The organism is Alistipes provencensis (assembly GCF_900083545.1).
Taxonomy (GTDB): domain Bacteria; phylum Bacteroidota; class Bacteroidia; order Bacteroidales; family Rikenellaceae; genus Alistipes; species Alistipes provencensis.
Map to the genome: position 1 here is coordinate 871,240 of NZ_LT559262.1, position 18,315 is coordinate 889,554.

18 protein-coding genes are annotated in these 18,315 nt (G+C 60.1%); 7 read left to right on the forward strand and 11 right to left on the reverse strand.

Features of this window, described 5'->3' with window-relative positions; translation table 11 throughout:
- Nucleotides 1-15 precede the first annotated feature (15 nt).
- The 4 genes from bla to BN5935_RS03535 all read right to left on the reverse strand — a co-directional run bounded on the left by bla (nucleotide 16) and on the right by BN5935_RS03535 (nucleotide 3,823).
- The gene (gene bla / locus BN5935_RS03520) at nucleotides 16-897 is read right to left on the reverse strand and encodes a class A beta-lactamase, subclass A2 (RefSeq protein WP_064974880.1); all 882 of its coding nucleotides are present in this window, start codon (nucleotides 895-897) and stop codon (nucleotides 16-18) included.
- Between the two features lie 6 nt (nucleotides 898-903).
- Entirely contained in the window at nucleotides 904-1,818 is a 915-nt protein-coding gene (locus tag BN5935_RS03525) for an AraC family transcriptional regulator (RefSeq protein ID WP_064974881.1), read from the reverse strand.
- A gap of 120 nt (nucleotides 1,819-1,938) precedes the next feature.
- Nucleotides 1,939-2,805 carry a diacylglycerol/lipid kinase family protein gene (locus tag BN5935_RS03530; RefSeq protein ID WP_064974882.1) on the reverse strand — a complete coding sequence of 289 codons (867 nt, stop codon included), beginning with the start codon at nucleotides 2,803-2,805 and terminating at the stop codon, nucleotides 1,939-1,941.
- Nucleotides 2,806-2,812: 7 nt separating this feature from the next.
- Nucleotides 2,813-3,823 (reverse strand): FAD:protein FMN transferase, encoded by a 1,011-nt coding sequence (locus tag BN5935_RS03535; RefSeq protein ID WP_064974883.1) that lies wholly within the window; start codon nucleotides 3,821-3,823, stop codon nucleotides 2,813-2,815.
- 190 nt (nucleotides 3,824-4,013) lie between these two features.
- Between BN5935_RS03535 and rpsO the strand changes: the two genes are divergently transcribed.
- The 6 genes from rpsO (at nucleotide 4,014) to BN5935_RS03565 (ending at nucleotide 10,835) form a co-directional block, all read left to right on the forward strand.
- Nucleotides 4,014-4,286 carry a 30S ribosomal protein S15 gene (gene rpsO / locus BN5935_RS03540; protein ID WP_064974884.1) on the forward strand — a complete coding sequence of 91 codons (273 nt, stop codon included), beginning with the start codon at nucleotides 4,014-4,016 and terminating at the stop codon, nucleotides 4,284-4,286.
- Between the two features lie 92 nt (nucleotides 4,287-4,378).
- Nucleotides 4,379-6,622 carry a polyribonucleotide nucleotidyltransferase gene (pnp, locus tag BN5935_RS03545; protein ID WP_064974885.1) on the forward strand — a complete coding sequence of 748 codons (2,244 nt, stop codon included), beginning with the start codon at nucleotides 4,379-4,381 and terminating at the stop codon, nucleotides 6,620-6,622.
- A 207-nt stretch (nucleotides 6,623-6,829) separates the two neighbouring features.
- Entirely contained in the window at nucleotides 6,830-8,551 is a 1,722-nt protein-coding gene (locus BN5935_RS03550; protein ID WP_064974886.1) for a hypothetical protein, read from the forward strand.
- 173 nt (nucleotides 8,552-8,724) lie between these two features.
- Nucleotides 8,725-9,606 (forward strand): deoxyribose-phosphate aldolase, encoded by an 882-nt coding sequence (gene deoC / locus BN5935_RS03555; protein ID WP_064974887.1) that lies wholly within the window; start codon nucleotides 8,725-8,727, stop codon nucleotides 9,604-9,606.
- 139 nt (nucleotides 9,607-9,745) lie between these two features.
- A complete protein-coding gene (locus BN5935_RS15080; protein ID WP_147625764.1) occupies nucleotides 9,746-10,300 on the forward strand; it encodes a 4Fe-4S dicluster domain-containing protein in 555 nt (184 codons plus the stop codon).
- Nucleotides 10,281-10,835, forward strand: a complete 555-nt coding sequence (locus BN5935_RS03565) for an RNA polymerase sigma factor (protein ID WP_064974888.1) — start codon at nucleotides 10,281-10,283, stop codon at nucleotides 10,833-10,835. Before BN5935_RS15080 ends, BN5935_RS03565 begins: the two co-directional genes overlap by 20 nt.
- A gap of 61 nt (nucleotides 10,836-10,896) precedes the next feature.
- On the opposite strand, the gene BN5935_RS03570 is transcribed toward BN5935_RS03565, so the two are convergent.
- The 3 genes from BN5935_RS03570 to BN5935_RS03580 are packed head-to-tail and all read right to left on the reverse strand — an operon-like array spanning nucleotide 10,897 to nucleotide 13,959.
- The gene (locus BN5935_RS03570; RefSeq protein ID WP_064974889.1) at nucleotides 10,897-11,115 is read right to left on the reverse strand and encodes a hypothetical protein; all 219 of its coding nucleotides are present in this window, start codon (nucleotides 11,113-11,115) and stop codon (nucleotides 10,897-10,899) included.
- Entirely contained in the window at nucleotides 11,108-12,742 is a 1,635-nt protein-coding gene (locus BN5935_RS03575; RefSeq protein WP_064974890.1) for a S41 family peptidase, read from the reverse strand. Before BN5935_RS03575 ends, BN5935_RS03570 begins: the two co-directional genes overlap by 8 nt.
- On the reverse strand, nucleotides 12,742-13,959 hold the full coding sequence (locus BN5935_RS03580; RefSeq protein ID WP_064974891.1) for a DUF3078 domain-containing protein: 1,218 nt from the start codon (nucleotides 13,957-13,959) through the stop codon (nucleotides 12,742-12,744). The genes BN5935_RS03575 and BN5935_RS03580 overlap by 1 nt, the downstream gene beginning before the upstream one ends.
- A gap of 95 nt (nucleotides 13,960-14,054) precedes the next feature.
- Between BN5935_RS03580 and nfo the strand changes: the two genes are divergently transcribed.
- Nucleotides 14,055-14,903, forward strand: a complete 849-nt coding sequence (nfo, locus tag BN5935_RS03585; RefSeq protein WP_064974892.1) for a deoxyribonuclease IV — start codon at nucleotides 14,055-14,057, stop codon at nucleotides 14,901-14,903.
- 29 nt (nucleotides 14,904-14,932) lie between these two features.
- Here nfo and BN5935_RS03590 read toward each other — a convergent pair whose 3' ends face one another.
- The 4 genes from BN5935_RS03590 to BN5935_RS03605 are packed head-to-tail and all read right to left on the reverse strand — an operon-like array spanning nucleotide 14,933 to nucleotide 18,241.
- A complete protein-coding gene (locus BN5935_RS03590; RefSeq protein ID WP_064974893.1) occupies nucleotides 14,933-16,132 on the reverse strand; it encodes an aspartate aminotransferase family protein in 1,200 nt (399 codons plus the stop codon).
- Complete coding sequence (locus BN5935_RS03595) at nucleotides 16,125-16,835, reverse strand: TrmH family RNA methyltransferase (RefSeq protein WP_064974894.1); 711 nt, start codon at nucleotides 16,833-16,835, stop codon at nucleotides 16,125-16,127. The genes BN5935_RS03590 and BN5935_RS03595 overlap by 8 nt, the downstream gene beginning before the upstream one ends.
- A complete protein-coding gene (rsgA, locus tag BN5935_RS03600) occupies nucleotides 16,816-17,733 on the reverse strand; it encodes a ribosome small subunit-dependent GTPase A (RefSeq protein WP_064974895.1) in 918 nt (305 codons plus the stop codon). The genes BN5935_RS03595 and rsgA overlap by 20 nt, the downstream gene beginning before the upstream one ends.
- Nucleotides 17,723-18,241 (reverse strand): CvpA family protein, encoded by a 519-nt coding sequence (locus tag BN5935_RS03605; RefSeq protein ID WP_064974896.1) that lies wholly within the window; start codon nucleotides 18,239-18,241, stop codon nucleotides 17,723-17,725. Before BN5935_RS03605 ends, rsgA begins: the two co-directional genes overlap by 11 nt.
- Nucleotides 18,242-18,315: the final 74 nt, after the last annotated feature.

Sequence of the window (18,315 nt, forward strand, 5' to 3'; positions counted from 1 at the left end):
CGGAGGGGCTTTTCGTTATCGCCGGGTGGCGTAATCGTAGACGAGCCGCGAAATGCGGGCGATGACGGCGGCGTTGGTCCGGTCGTCCTCGCGGGAATCCATGACGAAGACCGCAATCGAATAGCTGCGTCCGTCGGGCAGACGGACAATGCCGATGTCGTTGTCGGCGACCATCACGCCCTGCGCATCGCGGAAAGCGCTACCGGTCTTGTGCGCCACGGCGACGCCGGGAGGCAGCAGGCCCCGGAGTTTGTCGGGGCCGGTCGCGGTGGCGAACATTGTCTTCAGCAGAAAATCCCCGGATGCGGCGGAGAGGAGCTCCCCGCGGCGGAAAAGTTCGAGCAGCCGCACGGCGGCCAGCGGCGTGGTCCAGTTGAGATACTGATTGTCCGTACGGCGGTGCATCGTCTCTTCGTCGGCGACGATCACGGTTTCACCGATGCCCAGTCCGGCGATATAGCGGCTCACGGCCTCCGGGCCGCCCAGAAACCGGAACAGCACGTCGCAGACGTTGTTGTCGCTCTGCGCGACGCTGTACGCCAGCAGTTCCGCCGCCGTGAACTCGCCGCCTTCGGGGCAGGCTTCGCGCAGCGGCGACCATGTATCGGGAAGCAGATCGGAGCGGCGGACCGGAATGCGCGTCGTGAGGGGAAGGCCGCGGCGGTCGAGGTCGTCGAGCAGGGCCAGCGCCTGATGGAACTTATAGACGCTCATCGTGGGATAGCGGCAGGCGTTGTTCACCACGAGCGTATCGCCGTCACCGAATACGACCGCGACGCCCACCGTCGCCCGCACCGAGTCGGTCACGGCGCGGACAGCCCGTTCGAGGGATTCGTTACGGGCCGAAAGGGGCATGGCCGCCGCGAGGCAGCAGCAGAGCAGGAACAGTCGTTTCATGGGGTGTTATCCCTTCCGTTTGTAGCGCGAGGGCGAGGTGCCCGTATGCTGTTTGAAATACTTGCCGAAAAAGGACTGGGTCGAGAAATTCAGGTGATAGGCGATCTCCTGAATGCTCATGCCCGAGTATTTGAGCAAAGCCTTGGCTTCGAGGATCACCGATTCGTCGATCCACCGCGCGGCAGTCTTGCCGCTCACCTCCTTCACCACGGACGAGAGGTATTTAGGCGTGATATTGAGCTGCTTGGCGTAGAAGCTCACATTACGCTCACGTTTGTTGTACTGCTGGAGAAGCGACATGAACTCGTCGAACAGCACCTCGCAGCGCCCCTGTTTGATCTCGCCGGGCTGCTCGCGCTGGTTGATCTCGGTGATGATGTAGAACGCCGTGGTGAAAAGCGTGCGGATGATCTCGTGGCGGTAGCGCTCCTTGTCGCTGCGCAGCATGGTCTTGATAAGCTGGAACAACTGGCGGATCTCATCCACGTCCTGCGGTGTCACCTCCAGCACCGGGGCCTTGCCGAAACGCATGTAGACCGGCAGCGAGGTCGAGAGGTCGATCTGGATCTCGTTGACGAACGATTTCGAAAAAGCCAGCAGGTAGGCGGCGGCATTGGACGAGCATTTGACCGTGCGGATGATCGAATCGGGGTTGAAAAAGACGATGGTGTTGGGCTTGATGTTGTAATTCTGCATGTCGATCGACACCGTAGCTTCGCCGGCCATCATGATGATGGCCGTAAAACCGTCGATCGAAGTCGGATAGTCGGCCGTGGTGTTCTTGTCGGCCGTGAGCGCGGAAATGACCAGATCGTCCGAAAGGTAAAAGACATCGCTCATCTCCTTTTTGAGCCGGGAGATGGAAACTTTTCGCAGGTTTTCGCGTCCGCTGCCGCGCGTCGCCTTGCCATTATCCGCCATATCGTCGTAGTTTTTCCGACAAAAGTAACAAAAACGGTCCAAAATCGCAATACCGCCCCCAAAAAGAGTCGGAAAATATTTCACAAAACCCTCTCCGAACCCTCCGCCCGCAGCGGTTCCCTATTGCTGTTTTTCGCACATGATGCGCAGGCCCCCGGCGATGCACTCGATGTGCAGCGGGAATTCGGCGCCCTTCTGTCCGTCGACATCCGTCGGTTCGTTGACCGTCGAACGGATGTCGATCGTTTGCGCCTGCAGGTGGCGGACGATCTTCGGCTGCCCGCCCGCCAAGTAACGGCACATGGCCAGCGTCGAGCGGAAAAAGTTCTTCTTCTCGAGCAGGATGCAGTCGAAAAGGCCGTCCTTGATCGACGAGCGGCGCGCCAAATGGAAACCGCCGGCCGTCTCGCCGTTGAAGATGAGCACCATCAGCGACCGCAGGTCGAAGCGCTCGCCGTCGGCCTCGATCTCGAGCGGCACGGCGTGCATCGAACGGAACTCTTTGACCCCCTCGATGATGTAAGCCAGCTTGCCGATCCGGTGCTTGCGTTTGTCGGGTGTGCGCTGCGAGGTGGTCGTGAAGATGCCGAACGAGAAGATGTTGACAAACCAAAGCCCGTTCACGCACCCCACGTCGACCCGTTCGACGCCTCCCGAAGCGATCTGCCGCGCCGCTTCGAGCGGTTCGCACGACATGCCCAGCGCCCGGGCGAAATCGTTGGCCGTACCCGAGGGAACCACTCCGACGGGAATATCCAGCCCCTTGCCCTTCATGGCGTTGACCACATAGTTGACCGTGCCGTCGCCGCCCGCCACGACCATAAGATCGATTGCCTCGTTGCCGTCGAAGGGGTTTGCACCGAAATCGATCAGTTGGGGCGTGATCTCGTAGCCGTAAGCCCGGAAGACGGTGCAGATGGCCTCGACGTTGCGGGCGACCTTGCCTTTGCCCGACTGCGTATTATAAAGAAATACAGCCTGTTTCATGATATTATTATTGCATAATCAATGCTTCCATAGCCGGTGAAACATACTCCTCGTAACCGTCGCTGCCGTCCGCGAGGATGAAATAGACCTTCACCCCGGGCATGGCGGCCGCAGCAGCCAGCGCATCGTCGGCGCCCATGGCCAGAAACATGGTCCCCAAGGCGTCGGCTTCGGCGCACGTCGGGGCCACGACCGTCACCGACAGCAGGCGCGAAACAGCGCTGCGGCCCGTGCGCGGATCGATGGTGTGGGCGACTTTATTACCCTCCTTATCGAGGTAGAAACGGCGGTAGTTGCCCGAAGTAGCCAGTCCGCCGTCGTGCAGCCGGACCCGTTTCTGGAGGTATTCGCCGTTCGACATATTGCCGTCGAAAGGGGTTTCGATGCCGATGCGCCACGGATTACCCTGCCGGTTGACGCCCCGGCAGCGGACCTCGCCGCCGATGTCGACGATGTAATTCTCGGCACCGTATTTCTCGACCAGAGCGGCCAGCAGGTCGACCGTATAGCCCTTGGCTATCGAATTGAAATCGAGCTGCACGCGGGGATCGTCCTTGACCAGACGTCCGGCCTCGATGCGCACCTTCTCGCGCCCCACGAATTCGAGGATCGAATCGACGTTCGGATGCTCGGTGCGCTCCTTCCCGGCGAAGCCCCACGCCTCGACCAACGGCTTGACGGTCACGTCGTAACGCCCGTCGCTCAGGGAGCCGATACTGTCCGCAAGGCGGAGGTTAAAGGCGATATGACGGTCGACGCTGTCCGTTTCGTTGCGGTTCAGGCGGCTCAGCAGCGACGTGGAGTCGTAGATCGACATCGACACCTTGGCTTCGCGGTCGAGCTCCATGACGGCGGCGTAAAGCTCCTGCGGCGAGACGTCCCGGACGTCGGCCACCACATGCAGCGTCGTGCCCAGCATCACCCCGTCGACCGAGACGTAGGCGGGACGGCGTCCGCAGCCCCAGAAAGCGGTCGCAACAAGCACGGCCAAAGCCCCGCAGATCCCCTTTTTCAGCATAATTCTCACTTGTTTAGCCGCAAAAATACGATTTTCCGGAGTATATTGTAAGTTTTCCGGCCAAAAAGGCAAATAATTTTCTGTTTTGAATGCTTAATTCTTAATTATTTCGTACCTTTGCGGAACGCTCTGGCGTTATCCACGGTAAGGGGGATGCGTCGTAGAGTGGAACGTAAACAAATTTTACACAATGGCTTATTTAACAGCTGAGAAAAAGCAGGAGCTTTTCGGCCAGTACGGCAAGTCTAACACCGACACGGGTTCGCCCGAAAGTCAGATCGCGTTGTTTTCCTACCGTATCAGCCACCTTACAAACCACCTCAAAAGCAACAAGCACGACTTCGGAACCCAGCGCGCACTGCTGCGTCTGGTCGGCAAGCGCCGCGCGTTGCTGGAGTACCTCAAGGAGGTCGACATCGAGCGCTACCGCGCAATCGTCAAGACGCTCAATCTCCGCAAGTAATCCCGAGGAAGAAATGAAGGCAATTCCCGAGAGGGGTTGCCTTCATTTTCGTTGCGAAAACAATCAAAAACACTCATAGGTTTAAATTTTTTATGGAAGAAAAGAAGCTGTACAACGCAGTCCGTAAAACGATCACCCTGGCCGACGGACGCCAGATCGAGATCGAAACGGGCAAACTGGCCAAACAGGCCGACGGCTCGGTCGTCGTCAAGATGGGCGACACGATGCTGCTCGGTACCGTCGTGGCCGCCAAGGATGCAAAACCCGACACCGATTTCATGCCCCTGCAGGTAGAGTACAAGGAGAAGTACGCCTCCATAGGCCGCTATCCCGGCGGCTTCATGAAGCGCGAAGGCCGTGCAAACGACAGCGAGATCCTCGTTGCCCGTCTGATCGACCGCGCACTCCGCCCCCTGTTCCCCGCAGACTACCACGCCGAAGTCTACGTTACGGTCAACCTCATCTCGGCCGACAAGGACATTCAGCCCGACGCGCTGGCCGGACTGGCCGCATCGGCCGCGCTGGCCGTGTCGGACATCCCGTTCGGCGGCCCCATCTCGGAGGTCCGCGTAGCCCGCATCGACGGACAGTACGTCATCAACCCCAACTACTCGGAGATGGAGAAGGTCGACCTCGACATCATGGTCGGCGGTACGATCGACAACATCCTGATGGTCGAGGGCGAGATGAAGGAGGTTTCGGAAGAGGTCATGCTCGGCGCCATCAAGTTCGCGCACGAGGAGATCAAGAAGCACTGCGCCGTACAGATCGAACTCTCGAAGGAGCTGGGCAAGGACGTGAAGCGTACCTACTGCCACGAAGTCAACGACGAGGAACTCCGCCAGACGATCATCAAGGAGCTCTACGACAAGGCTTACGCCATCGCCACGAGCGGCACGATGAAGCACGAGCGCGAGGACAAGTTCAACGCCCTCGAGGCCGAGTTCGCAGCCCGCTACTCGGAGGAGGAGCTCGCCGAGAAGGCTCCGCTGATCCACAAATATTTCCACGACGACGTGCAGAAGAAGGCCATGCGCAACATGGTCCTCAACGAAGGTCTGCGCCTCGACGGCCGCAAGACCGACGAGATCCGCCCGATCTGGTGCGAGGTGGGCTACCTGCCCGCGGCACACGGCTCGGCGATCTTCACCCGCGGCGAGACCCAGTCGCTCACGACCGTGACGCTCGGCACGAAACTCGACGAGAAAGTCAAGGACGAGGTGCTCGTGCAGGGCACCGAGCAGTTCGTGCTCCACTACAACTTCCCGCCGTTCTCGACGGGCGAGGCCAAGGCCGCACGCGGCCTGAGCCGCCGCGAGATCGGCCACGGCCACCTCGCATGGCGCGCCCTGAAGCCGATGATCCCGCTGGGCGAGGAGAACCCCTACGCCGTGCGTATCGTGTCGGACATCCTCGAGTCGAACGGTTCGTCGTCGATGGCTACGGTCTGCGCCGGAACCCTCGCGCTGATGGACGCCGGCGTGAAGATCAAGAAACCCGTATCGGGCATCGCCATGGGTCTGATCTCCGATTCCGAGACCGGCAAGTGGGCCGTGCTGTCGGACATTCTGGGCGATGAGGACCACTTGGGCGACATGGACTTCAAGGTGACGGGTACCAAGGACGGTATCACCGCCACGCAGATGGATATCAAGGTCGACGGACTCTCCTACGAGGTGCTGGGCGCCGCGCTGGAGCAGGCCCGCAAAGGCCGCATGCACATCCTCGGCAAACTCACCGAGTGCATCGCCGAGCCGCGCGAGGACTACCGTCCCTGCGTACCGCGCATCGTACAGATCACCATCCCGCAGGATATGATCGGTTCGGTGATCGGCCCGGGCGGAAAGGTCATCCAAGACATCCAGAAGACCACGAACACCACCATCACCATCACCGAGAACAACAACCAAGGTTATGTCGACATCTTCGGCATCAACAAGGAGGCTCTCGACGGTGCGCTGGCGCGCATCAAGGCCATCGTGGCCATCCCCGAGGTGGGCGAGACGTACCACGGCAAGATCCGTTCGATCGTGGCCTTCGGCGCCTTCGTCGAGATCATGCCCGGCAAGGACGCCCTGCTCCACATCTCGGAGATCGACTACAAGCGCTTCGAGACCATGGAGGAGACCGGCCTGAAGGAGGGCGACGAGATCGATGTCAAGCTGATCGGCGTCGACCCCAAGACCAACAAGCTCAAACTGTCGCGCAAGGCGCTGCTTCCCAAACCCGAGGGTTATGTGGAGCGGGAACGCCGCCCGCGTCCCGAGCGCGGAGAGCGCGGCGAACGCCGCGACCGCGGAGAGCGTCGGGAGCACCACGAGAGCAAGGAGGAGTAAAACGACTGTTAATGTGGATATTTCGGACGGAAATACACCGTTTTTTCCGTCCGGAATATTGCATAATTAGCAAGAGTTTTCTATATTTGCGCTGTTCCGCGGGCTGAAAATGGGCGAATACGCCCGGAAACGGGTTCCGGAACGGACTGAAATAGGGCAAACAAATTTAAAATAAACACATTAATTTTACCTATTATGAAAAACTTAATGAAATTGAGCATGGTGCTCGTAGTTGCCGCACTGGCATTCTCGAGCTGTAATTGCTTCAAGAAGATGGCCAAGAACCGGGACGACATCAAGCTGACGGTCACCCCCGAGATTCTCACGCTGAACAACGGCACCGTTGCCGCCGACATCAATGTCACCTTCCCCGTTGAGTACTTCAACAAGAAGGCCATCATCAAGGTTACCCCCGTCATCGTATTCGAGGGCGGCGAAGTGGCCGGCGCTACCAAATACTATCAGGGTTCGAAAGTGGACGAGAACTACGCTGTCGTAGACAAGATCAACGGCGGCAACTTCACGCAGCATGTGGAATTCCCCTACGATCCCCGCATGGACCAGTGCGCACTGCAGCTCCGCGCCGAGATCAAGTGCCCGAAAGGCAAAGCCAAGGAGTTCGTACTCGTTAACCTGAACACCGGCGCCATCCCCACCAAGGAGCAGGCTGCCGTGCTGGCCGGCAACGACGCCGCTGCCAAGGCCGCTATCGCCAAGGAGTTCGGCCTGACGGTGGCTTACGGTCTGAACACCCTGCAGAAGGACCTCAAGTATGGCGACCTGATGGATCAGATGGCCAACAACTACAAGAAGGTGACCACGGTGGTTGACAAGACCGACCTGCTCTACGCGATCAACTCGTCGGTAGTGACGAAAAAGAACGAGAAGAACGCCGACCTCGGCGCCTTCAAGGAGAACGTGGACAAGAACCTCACGAACGACCGCGCTACGCAGAACATCGCCGTGAAGGGCTACGCTTCGCCCGACGGTCCGGTAAAATTCAACGACAAGCTCTCGCAGGCTCGCAGCGAGTCGGGTAAGAAGGTCGTTGCCAAACTGCTGAAGGACGCCGGCCTCGACATCGACGCCGCTGCCTACGGTGAGGACTGGGACGGCTTCAAGGAGCTGGTCGAGAAGTCGAACATCAAGGACAAGAACCTCATTCTTCAGGTGCTGAGCCTCTACAACTCGCCCGCAGAGCGTGAGACCGAGATCAAGAACATGTCGACGGTATTCGAGGAGCTGAAGAAAGAGGTGCTTCCCGAACTGCGCCGTTCGCAGATCGTCAACAGCACCGACCTTCAGGGCCTGACCGACGCTGAGATCATGGCCGCTTACCGCAACGGCGGCGAGCTGACCGCAGAGCAGTACCTCTATGCCGCTCAGGAGCTGGCCAACGGTGCCGAGGAGCAGGTTGCCATCCTGACCGCCGCTTCGAAGAAGTTCAACGACGCCCGCGTATGGAACAACCTCGGCGTGGCTCAGACGCAGGCCGGCGACAAGGCCGCTGCCCTGAAGTCGTTCGAGAAGGCTGCCAAGCTGGATTCGTCGAAGGAGCTCAACAAGAACCTGCTGCTGGCTAACCTGGCCAACAACAACACCGCCGAGGCCAAGAAGTACGCTGCTTCCGCCGACGCTCAGGCCAAGGCTGCCATGGCTGCCGCCGAGGGTGACTACAAGGCTGCTGCCAAGGGTCTCAAAGGCTACAACGAGGCTATCGCTCTGGTTCAGTCGAACGATCTGGCCGGTGCCAAGAAGGCTATCGCCAAGGACAACTCGGCTGACGCCGACTACCTGCGCGCTGTGATCGCCACGAAGGAAGGCGACCTCAAGACCGCCGAGGCACAGTTGAAGAGCGCCGTTTCGAAGAACCCCGCGCTGGCTCAGAAGGCTGCCAAGGACATCAACCTGAAGCCGCTGCAGAAGTAATTCCGCACGAACCGATAAAAAGAGTCTGAGCCGAAACGGTTCAGGCTCTTTTTTTGCATCTGCTCCGGAGGGTCCGGGCAACAAAGGTCCGAACGGGCCCGTTCTTAAAATAAATGGCCCGGAAGCGACGCGGGATCGAATAATTTTTCTAATTTTGTAAAAAACAAGATCACATGGAATACGCCAACCATCTGAATGAATACGCTCCGGCATGGAGCGCCGCGCAGGTCGACGCCGAAGTCGCCCGCATCCGCAAGGTTGCCGAAACACACAACCACAATACCGAGGTCTACAAATTCTGCTACTCGGCCGTCGACCTCACGACCTTGTCGTGCAACGATTCGGTGACCTCCGTCACGGAGTTCGCCCGCAAGGCCGTGGAGTTTTACCAGAAATACCCCCACATTCCCAACGTGGCGTCGATCTGCATCTACCCCGCATTCGTGGAGACCGTGGGGCTGGCCGTGGACGGCACGCCGATGAAGATCACGAGCGTGGCAGGCGGATTCCCCGCCGCGCAGACGTTCCTCGAGGTGAAGGCCCTCGAGGTGGCGATGGCCGTGGAGAACGGAGCCGACGAGGTGGATATCGTGCTGAACGTGGGCCGCATGCTCACGGGCGAGTACGACGAAGCGGCCAACGAAGTGGAGGTGATCCGCACGGAGATGGACGAGGATGTGGTGCTGAAAGTCATCATCGAGTCGGGTGCGCTGAAAACCCCCGAACTGATCCGCAAGGCTTCGCTGCTGTCGATGCTGGCCGGGGCCGATTTCGTGAAGACCTCGACGGGCAAGATCGACGTGGCCGCAACGCCCGAGGCCGCCGTGGTGATGTGTCAGGCCATCAAGGACTATTTCGACAAGACGGGCCGCAAGGTGGGTTTCAAGGCCGCAGGCGGCGTCCGCTCGGCCGAAGACGCCGCACTCTACTACACCGTCGTCGAGGAGATTCTCGGCAAGGAGTGGCTCACGACCGACCTGTTCCGCATCGGTGCCTCCTCGGCCGCCAACAACCTCCTCTCGGCCATCGAGGGCAAAGAGGTGAAGTATTTCTGACCGCCGGAACATCCGGCAACGATATGCAGCAGTTCCTTCAGAGGGACTGCTGTTTTTCATATCCCGAGGGGGGGGGTAATACAGGCCGTTTAAAATATCCGGGGTGCACAATCGTCTGCATAAGTAGAGAGCAGCGGCAATGACAACCCGAAAACGAAAAATCGTCTTATACACCTTCGACTGCACCGGATGCGGCTACTGTGTCAAGGTCTGCGGCAACGAGGTCCTCAAACTGGTGGACAACGGAGCCTGCCGCTTCGTCAACGTGGCCGATGCGTCGCGCTGCAACGGATGCGGACGGTGCGAACAGCGATGCCCCAACGGAGCAATTTCACTAAAACAACCGGATATCATGAAAGAAAAACTGAAAACCGCAGGATTCTGCCTCGGAGGTACGGCCCTGCTGGCGCTGGGCGTAGCCGTAACGATGTGGCTGTGGAATGCGCTGATCCCCGAAATCGTCGGATGGACGAGCATCAACTACTGGCAGGCGCTGGGCCTGCTACTGCTGATCCGGCTGCTCTTCGGCCCCTTCGGGTGGTCCGAGCGTCCGCGCATGTCGCGCCGGGAGCACCGCCACCTGCACGAAGCGATGCGCGGCATGTCGCACAGCGAAAAACGGGAGTTCATCCGGCGACGGATGCGCGATTTATGCGAACGGGGAACCGCAGCGGATGAAACCGGAAAAGAATAACCCGGCGGAGGTATTCGAGAACTACCGCCGGCAACTGCGGGCCTTCATCTCGCGGCGCGTGGACTCCGAAGCGGAGGGTGAGGACATTCTCCAAGAGGTTTTCATGCGCTTCGTGCAGACCGACACGGTGAACCCCATCGGGCAGGTCGCGGCATGGCTCTTCCGCACGGCCCGCAACCGCATCATCGACCACAGCCGCAAGCGCCGCGAGGAGCGGATGCCGCAGATGCGCGACCCCGACGACGAAAGCGGATTCGTCAGCGAGATCACCGCCCTGCTGGCCGACGACAGCAGTTCGCCCGAAATGGAGTACCTCCGGGCGCTGGTCTGGGAGGAGGTCGAAAAGGCCCTCGGCGAACTGCCTGCCGCCCAGCGCGACGTGTTCGAACTGACCGAAATGGAGGGATTCACCTTCCGGGAGCTCGCCGAGGACACCGGAATCCCCATAGCAACGTTGCTTTCGCGCAAGCATTATGCGGTGAAATACCTTCGCAACCGGTTGGCGGATATCTACGAGGCTTTCCTCTCGGACTGAACCCTTTACGAAAAACGGCGGCCCTTTTGCGGGGCCGCCGTTTCTGTTTATACGGATAACATCAGATCGAGTCCGCGACTCCGACGGTCAGCGAATCCGCAGCGGGGATGGCCGGCTGCATGGGAGTCGGCACCACCGGAGCGGGCGCCACCGGAGCGGGCACCGCCGGGAGTTCATCGCGCCGGATCATCGACTCGAACTTGTCGCGCCGAAGAAAGACGATGACGATCACCGCGATCACCGCCACAGCCACGAGTATGCCGATCAGCCTCTTAATCATTTTTATCCTCCTTCAATATCCCGATAGCGCGCACGATCACGTTGTCCACGGGATAGATGTTCGCATAGAAACCGTTATCCTCCAGCGTCGTGTTGCGGCCGATGTAGGCTCGGAGCTGAGCCTCGATCAGCCGGCGCGAGCGGGCGATGTCACCATAGCGCGGCGCAACGCCCTTGCGGGCGGCATAGCGGACGAAATCGTCGACAAGGGTCTTGTCGCTGTCGAGCAGCGCCTGCAGTTCGTCGATGGTCTTCACGGCGTTGAGCGCCTCGCGGTGCCGGTCGGCATACTCGATCGTATAGCGGTAGAGAATGTTGCGGCCCGACACCTCGACGAAGTATTTCGTCACGTCGGTCGTATCGGCCGGGATGAAGACGTCGGGCATGATGCCGCCTCCGCCGTAAACCACCTTTCCGCCCGGCGTCGTCCGTTTGAGCGAATCGGCGAAATGAATGCTGTCGGCCGAGAAAAACTCGTTGTTCTTATACCGGTTCCAGATATCCTCCTCGTAGCTCTCGTCGTCGCCGATGGTGTAGGGCTTCTGGATCGAGCGGCCCGTGGGGGTGTAGTAACGCGCCGTGGTCAGCCGCAGGGCCGATCCGTCGCTGTACGGTATTTGACGCTGCACGAGTCCCTTGCCGAAGGAGCGGCGTCCGACGATCGTTCCACGGTCGTTGTCCTGCAACGCTCCGGCGAGGATTTCGCTCGACGAGGCGCTCCCCTCGTCGATCAGCACCACGACCTCCATGTCCTGTGCCGAGCCGTTGCCGTCGGCATATTCCCGGAGCTGTTCGTGGCGGCGGTCTTCGGTATAGACAATCAGTTGATCCTTGTGCAGGAACTCGTTGGCCACGGCGATCGCCTGATCGAGGAACCCGCCCGAATTGCCCCGGAGGTCGAAGATCAGCTTCGTGACTCCCTCGGCTCGCAGCGAGGCCAGCGCCTTGTGGAACTCGTCGTAGGTGGTCCGCGCAAACTGTCCCAGTTTGACATAACCCACGCCGTCGACGATGCGGAAAGCCGATTCGATGCTCCTGATCGGGATCACGCCGCGCTCGACGTCGATCGGCACCAGTCCGGAGATGCCCTGCCGCCCGATACCCAGATGCACCGTCGTGCCGCGCGGTCCGCGCAACATCTTCACAACGTTGTTCTGGGGGATTTTCCGCCCGGCGACCAGCGAGTCGCCGATCTCGATGATGCGGTCCCCGGCCTTGATCCCAGCCTTGTCGCTGGGCCCGTGCGGGATGACATTCAGCACGATCACCGTGTCGGTAGCCATGTTGAAGACCACGCCGATACCGTCGAACTCCCCTTCGAGGGGCTCGTTCAGCGCCTGCATCTCCGAAGCGGGGATGTAGACCGAATGGGGGTCGAGTTCCTTGACGAGCAGCGGAATGACGTGCTCCGCAAGGGAGTCCATCGACACCGAATCGACATACTGGTTCTCGATCAGCGACAGCGTATAGGTCAGCTTGTTCGTGGGCAGCGCCATGCGCCCGAGCATGCTCTTGAGCTGCGAAGTGGTGGAATTGCGTCCCAGATACTGCCCCAGAAGCAAGCCCAGAACTACACCCGCGGCCAGCAGCAACGGGAAAAGGACGGTGTGTTTCGAGTTTTTGTACATTACTTGTTCTTAAAGGTATACGTCAAACCGACGCTCAGCAGCGTCCGGGTCTGCACGTCGACATTCTGCGCCCGGTTGTAATACAACTGGAAACTCAACGTCGTCGAGAGGTATTTTGTTGCCTTGATGTCGATGGTATTTTCCCAACGCACCGTGGGGTGGATCGGCAGGCGGGGTTTGTCCTTGATATTGCTGCCGTCGGCAACCCATTTGTCGTAAGCCGTCAGGTATTTGGTATAATCGCCGATCTTGTTCTTCTGGCCGATATCGGAAATCCAGCCGTAGAAAGACTGGACCGTAGTGCGATAGCGCAGATAACCCGTCTTGCCGAAGGTCCGGTCGAAACCGATTTCGACCGACGAACCTCCCTCGTATTTCGAAGTCTTGTCGGGGTCTTCGATACCGTAGGGATAGGCCGGTTTGATCTCATTATTGTCCTTATCCACCTGCCGCATGCGAATCCAGTCGCTTTCGGCGAACGTGGCGTTCAGGGCGAGCGGCGAGATATTGACCGTGATCGGGAACTTGGGCTTGGGGCTCTTGTAGGTGATACCGAACGAAATATCGAGATAACCCGGGGTCATGAACTTGCTTTTGAGGTGCTTCTTCTCCTGCTCGGAACGCGATTTATAGCCGTTGACGAACTGGCTGCGGAACTGGATGATCGAACCGTAGGACCAGTTCTTGGCCATCTCGAAGGCAGGGTTCACCCAAATCAACAACTCATCCTGATTCTTGAACCAGACACCCTCGCTGTCCATGATCTTGTTTCCGCTCTCGTCGACCATCGGCTTACCGTCCGGACCCACGCGCTGGGTCTCGACCTTCATACGGTTGTAGCCCAGCTTGGCACTGAACTTGGTTTCGATGGAAAAGAGGTTCTTCTTGAAGACATGGCGCAGGTTGAAAGTCCCGACCAGTGCAATGGAGTTATCACCGCCCGAGACCGAAATCCACGGGTCGTTGTAGGAGGTCAGCGAACCTTGCAGGCCGCCGCCGAACTCGAGGTAGTTGCGCTCCTTGCGGATGGCCGCACGTTCGGCCTTGTAACGGGCCAGATTGAAATAGTCGACGTCGACGGGGGTGGACTTCAGCTTATCCTGAAAAGTCACGCTCTGCTGCTCGGCATTGACCTCGTCGATCGAAATCTGGGCCGAAGCCGGAATGGACACGAACAGGAGGGCCGCCAGTGCGAGGATCGGGTAAAAATGTTTCATAGCGAAGCGATTCTATTGATTTTCAAGGTACAAATTTATGAATTTATTTACAAAATCCTTAACTTTGTCTGAAAGATAAACTGAAAGAACTAATTATGAAATATTTCGGAGCTCATGTAAGCGCCGCGGGAGGTGTGGACAACGCCCCCGCCAATGCGCACGCAATAGGGGCCACGGCCTTCGCACTCTTCACCAAGAACCAGCGCCAGTGGGTGGCCAAGCCGCTCACCACGGGCGAGATCGACGCTTTCCGCAAGGCGTGCGACACCTACGGCTACCGCCCGGAACAAATACTGCCCCACGACTCGTACCTCATCAACCTCGGGCATCCCGAGGAGGAAGCATTGGAAAAGTCGCGCGCAGCGTTTCTCGACGAAATGCAGCGATGCGAACTGCTGGGGCTCGACCGCCTGAACTTCCACCCCGGCAGCCATCTGCAGAAGATCACCGAGGAGGAGAGCCTCGACCGGATCGCCGAGTCGATCAACATCGCCCTCGACAAGACCCGCGGCGTGACGGCCGTGATCGAGAACACCGCCGGGCAGGGTTCGAACCTCGGGTTCCGCTTCGAACACCTCCGTTACCTGATTGACCGTGTGGAGGACAAGTCGCGCGTAGGCGTCTGCATCGACACCTGCCACGCCTTTGCAGCGGGGTACGACCTGCGTACCGCCGAGGCGTGCGACGCGACGTTCGCCGAACTGGAGCGCGTCGTGGGATTCAACTACCTGAAAGGCATGCACCTGAACGATGCGATGAAGATTCTGGGCAGCCGCGTCGACCGTCACACGCCGCTGGGCGAAGGGATGATCGGCATGGAGTGTTTCCGCTACATCGCCCGCGACAAACGGTTCGACGGCATTCCGCTGATCCTCGAAACCCCGGACGAAGCGCGCTGGGGCGAGGAGATCGCCCGATTGAAAGCATTCGCCGAAGAGGCATAGAAAAAAGGGAGGTTTCAGACCTCCCTTTTTCAGACCCGATCCAGACAATCCCGGATAATCGCAGCGCTTTCGCGGACCTCTTCGCCGGAGATCGTGAGCGGCGGCGAGATGCGGAACGCCGTGTCGCAGAACAGGAACCAGTCGCTCAGGATGCCCGCCTCCTTGAAAAGCTCCATGATGCGGTAGAGTTTCGCCGGCTCGCCCAGTTCGACGGCCAGCAGCAGTCCCGAGCGGCGAATTTCCCGCACGGCAGGATGGCCGGCGAGCAGCGATTCGTACAACGCTCCCTTCGCCTCGACGGTTTCGACCACCCGGTTGTCCAGCAGGTAGTTCAGCGCCGCCAGACCGGCCGCACAGCAGACCGGATGGCCGCCGAAGGTGGTGATATGCCCCAGCACGGGGTTTTCCTGCAAGGTGTCCATAATTTCGCGGCTCGAAACGAACGCCCCCAAAGGCATGCCGCCGCCGAAGGCTTTGGCCAGACAGACGATGTCGGGCGTGACGCCGTATTTGAGCATGGCGAACAGTTCGCCCGTGCGGCCCATGCCGGTCTGAATCTCGTCGAAGATCAGCAGCGCCCCCACCTCGTCGCAACGCCGGCGCAGGGCCTCCAGATACCCCGGATGCGGCGGCCGGACGCCCGCCTCGCCCTGCACGGGCTCGGCAAGTACGCAGGCCGTGCGGCGCGTGATGCGGTTCAGGGCGTCGAAATCGTTGAACTCGATGGCCTGCACATCGGGCAGCAGGGGCCGGAACGCTCCTTTCCACTCCTCGCCCTCGGGGGCGCCCATCACGCTCATCGCCCCGTGCGTCGAACCGTGGTAGGCGCGGCGCATGGAGATCATTTCGGTGCGTCCGGTATAGCGTTTGGCCAGTTTGAGAGCCCCCTCGACCGCCTCGGCGCCCGAGTTGACGAAATAGACGCTTTCGAGCGGCGCAGGCAGCAGCGACGCAATCTTCGCGGCGTACTCCACCTGCGGGGTCTCGACCAGTTCGCCGTAGACCATCACATGCATGTAACGTGCGGCCTGCTCCTGCACGGCACGCACCACGGCGGGATTCGCGTGACCGACATTGCTCACCGACACACCCGCCACCAGATCGAAATAACGTTTCCCTTCGGGGGTATAGAAAAACGAACCCTCGGCGCGCGCGACCTCCACCAGCATCGGCGACGGCGAGGTCTGAGCGACATGCGCGAGGAATTGTTTGCGTAAAATACTATTCATTTTCACTGAATTTTCTTGCAAGGATCGCCTCTGCATCCTTCACGCTGGCGCGCATCCAGCCGTCGAGCACCTCGGCCTGCGCATCGGGCGGCAACTGCCAGCCGTCGACCGTGAGGCGGATGCGTTCGGAGAGCATATAGATCAGGATAGCCGCCGAGGCCGAGACGTTCAGGCTCTCGACCATGCCGCACATCGGGATGCGCAGGAATTCATCGGCCGAGGCGATCACCTCGTCGGAAATCCCGGCGTGCTCCGTGCCGAAAACCAGCGCGAAAGGTCCCCGCCCGACGTCGAAAGTCTCGGGCATCACATCCTCGCGGTGGGGCGTGGTGGCGACGATGCGGTAACCCGCCCCGCGAAGCGCGGCGATGGCCTCCGTCGTCGAGGGGTGCTGCCGGACGTCGATCCACCGCTCGGCGCCGCGTGCGATGTCGGGATTGGGTTCGAAAGAACACAACGTCTCGACGGTGTGCATCTCCTGCACGCCGAACGCCTCGCAATGGCGGATCAGCGCCGCGGCGTTCTGCCCGTGGTACATGTTCTCGGCCAGCACGGTCATATAACGGGTCCGCATGCCGACGGTCTTGCGCAGCACCTCGTAGCGTTCGGGCATCATGAACTCCCGGAGGCAGGCGATGCGTTCCCCGCAGGGTCCGGATTCGGGGCCGAACTCCGGCAAAACGCTATTTGCGGTATTTTTCATCGTCGTCGAGGATTTTCAGGTAACTTTCGTAGCGCGACCACGCGATCTCCCCCGCCTTGACCGCTTCGACCACCGCGCAGCCCGGTTCGTGGGTGTGCGTGCAGTTGTAGAAACGGCAGCCCGGGGCCACGCGCATCATCTCCGGAAAATAGTGCCAGAGTTCGGCATCGTCGATATCCAGCAATCCGAATCCCTTGATACCCGGAGTGTCGATCACCGCCCCGCCTTCGGCCAAGGGGTACATCGTCGAGAAGGTCGTGGTATGACGCCCTTTGTGGTGGCTGTCGGAAATCTCGCCCGTGCGGATATCCAGCGAGGGGTCGATGGCCTGAATCAGCGTCGACTTGCCGACGCCCGAATTGCCCGACACGAGCGTCGTGCGCCCCGCCAGCAGTTCCCGGACCTTCTCCACACCGCGCCCCTCCTTCGCAGAGACCTCCAGCACCCGGTAACCGGCCCCTTCGTACACCGCGCGGAACTCCGCGACGGCCTCCGCGTCCTGCAGGTCGATCTTCGAAAGCAGGATCGTAGCCGGGACCTTGTAGGCCTCGCAGGTCACCAGAAAGCGGTCCGCGAACTCCTTGGGCGTTTCGGGCGAGCGCAGCGTGACCATCAGCAACGCCTGATCGACGTTGGCAGCGATGATGTGCGACTCCTTGGAGAGGTTCGAAGCCCGGCGGATCACATAGTTGCGGCGCGGCGCAATGTCCACGATCACGCAGTCGCCGCCCTCGGCCTCGCACACCACTTCGTCGCCCACGACCACGGGATTGGTCGACCGCACGCCCTTGAGGCGCAGTTTGCCCCGGATGCGGCAGCGCAGCGTCGCGCCGTCGTGCAGGACGTCGTACCAACTGCCGGTGGCCCGGACCACGGTGCCCGTAAATCTATTCTCCATCGGACGGGGTATTTTCGCTCTGCCGCGGCACTTGGTCGCCGACCCACTCCAAGAAAGGGAACACGGCTTCCGAGAGGCGCATGACCGGTTTATAACTTTTCGATTTCTCGATCGTCTCCGGCCCCACGAGGGTATAGTCCTCGTTCAGGTTGTCGAACGCCGAAAAGAGGACGCTCAGCACGAGCAGGTATTTCAGCACCGAGACCGCAATGCCCAGCAACGTATCGGCGATGCCGAACCCCGCGAAGTGGAACAGCTTGCGCACGAGCCGTCCGGCGATGGCGACGATGAGGATGACCGCGACGAGCACCGTGACGAATCCGCCCGCGGCGGCGATGTCGGGGTCGAGCCGCAGCCACTCGCCGACCTGCGTGCCGAACTGCGCCGCGAGCCAGATGCCCGCAACGATGCCCGCCAGAGAGCATACCTGCAAAATGAAGCCCTGACGCCACCCGTTCCAGACGGCCAGCACCAGCACCAGACAGACGATCAGATCAACAGCGTTCAAAAACAACGTTCAATTTGTGTCTGTAAAGATACACATTTTACCGAAACAGCCCAAAAAAAGCACATAAAGGACGA

Bases quoted from the DNA above. Each gene is read 5' to 3' on its own strand.
- BN5935_RS03580 (WP_064974891.1), bottom strand. From the start codon at position 13,959: ATGAAACATTTTTACCCGATCCTCGCACTGGCGGCCCTCCTGTTCGTG.
- BN5935_RS03535 (WP_064974883.1), bottom strand. From the start codon at position 3,823: ATGCTGAAAAAGGGGATCTGCGGGGCTTTGGCCGTGCTTGTTGCGACC.
- pnp (WP_064974885.1), top strand. From the start codon at position 4,379: ATGGAAGAAAAGAAGCTGTACAACGCAGTCCGTAAAACGATCACCCTG.
- rsgA (WP_064974895.1), bottom strand. From the start codon at position 17,733: ATGGAGAATAGATTTACGGGCACCGTGGTCCGGGCCACCGGCAGTTGG.
- BN5935_RS03590 (WP_064974893.1), bottom strand. From the start codon at position 16,132: ATGAATAGTATTTTACGCAAACAATTCCTCGCGCATGTCGCTCAGACC.
- bla (WP_064974880.1), bottom strand. From the start codon at position 897: ATGAAACGACTGTTCCTGCTCTGCTGCTGCCTCGCGGCGGCCATGCCC.
- BN5935_RS03550 (WP_064974886.1), top strand. From the start codon at position 6,830: ATGAAATTGAGCATGGTGCTCGTAGTTGCCGCACTGGCATTCTCGAGC.
- rpsO (WP_064974884.1), top strand. From the start codon at position 4,014: ATGGCTTATTTAACAGCTGAGAAAAAGCAGGAGCTTTTCGGCCAGTAC.
- BN5935_RS03565 (WP_064974888.1), top strand. From the start codon at position 10,281: ATGAAACCGGAAAAGAATAACCCGGCGGAGGTATTCGAGAACTACCGC.
- BN5935_RS03595 (WP_064974894.1), bottom strand. From the start codon at position 16,835: ATGAAAAATACCGCAAATAGCGTTTTGCCGGAGTTCGGCCCCGAATCC.
- BN5935_RS15080 (WP_147625764.1), top strand. From the start codon at position 9,746: ATGACAACCCGAAAACGAAAAATCGTCTTATACACCTTCGACTGCACC.
- BN5935_RS03530 (WP_064974882.1), bottom strand. From the start codon at position 2,805: ATGAAACAGGCTGTATTTCTTTATAATACGCAGTCGGGCAAAGGCAAG.
- nfo (WP_064974892.1), top strand. From the start codon at position 14,055: ATGAAATATTTCGGAGCTCATGTAAGCGCCGCGGGAGGTGTGGACAAC.
- deoC (WP_064974887.1), top strand. From the start codon at position 8,725: ATGGAATACGCCAACCATCTGAATGAATACGCTCCGGCATGGAGCGCC.
- BN5935_RS03575 (WP_064974890.1), bottom strand. From the start codon at position 12,742: ATGTACAAAAACTCGAAACACACCGTCCTTTTCCCGTTGCTGCTGGCC.
- BN5935_RS03570 (WP_064974889.1), bottom strand. From the start codon at position 11,115: ATGATTAAGAGGCTGATCGGCATACTCGTGGCTGTGGCGGTGATCGCG.
- BN5935_RS03525 (WP_064974881.1), bottom strand. From the start codon at position 1,818: ATGGCGGATAATGGCAAGGCGACGCGCGGCAGCGGACGCGAAAACCTG.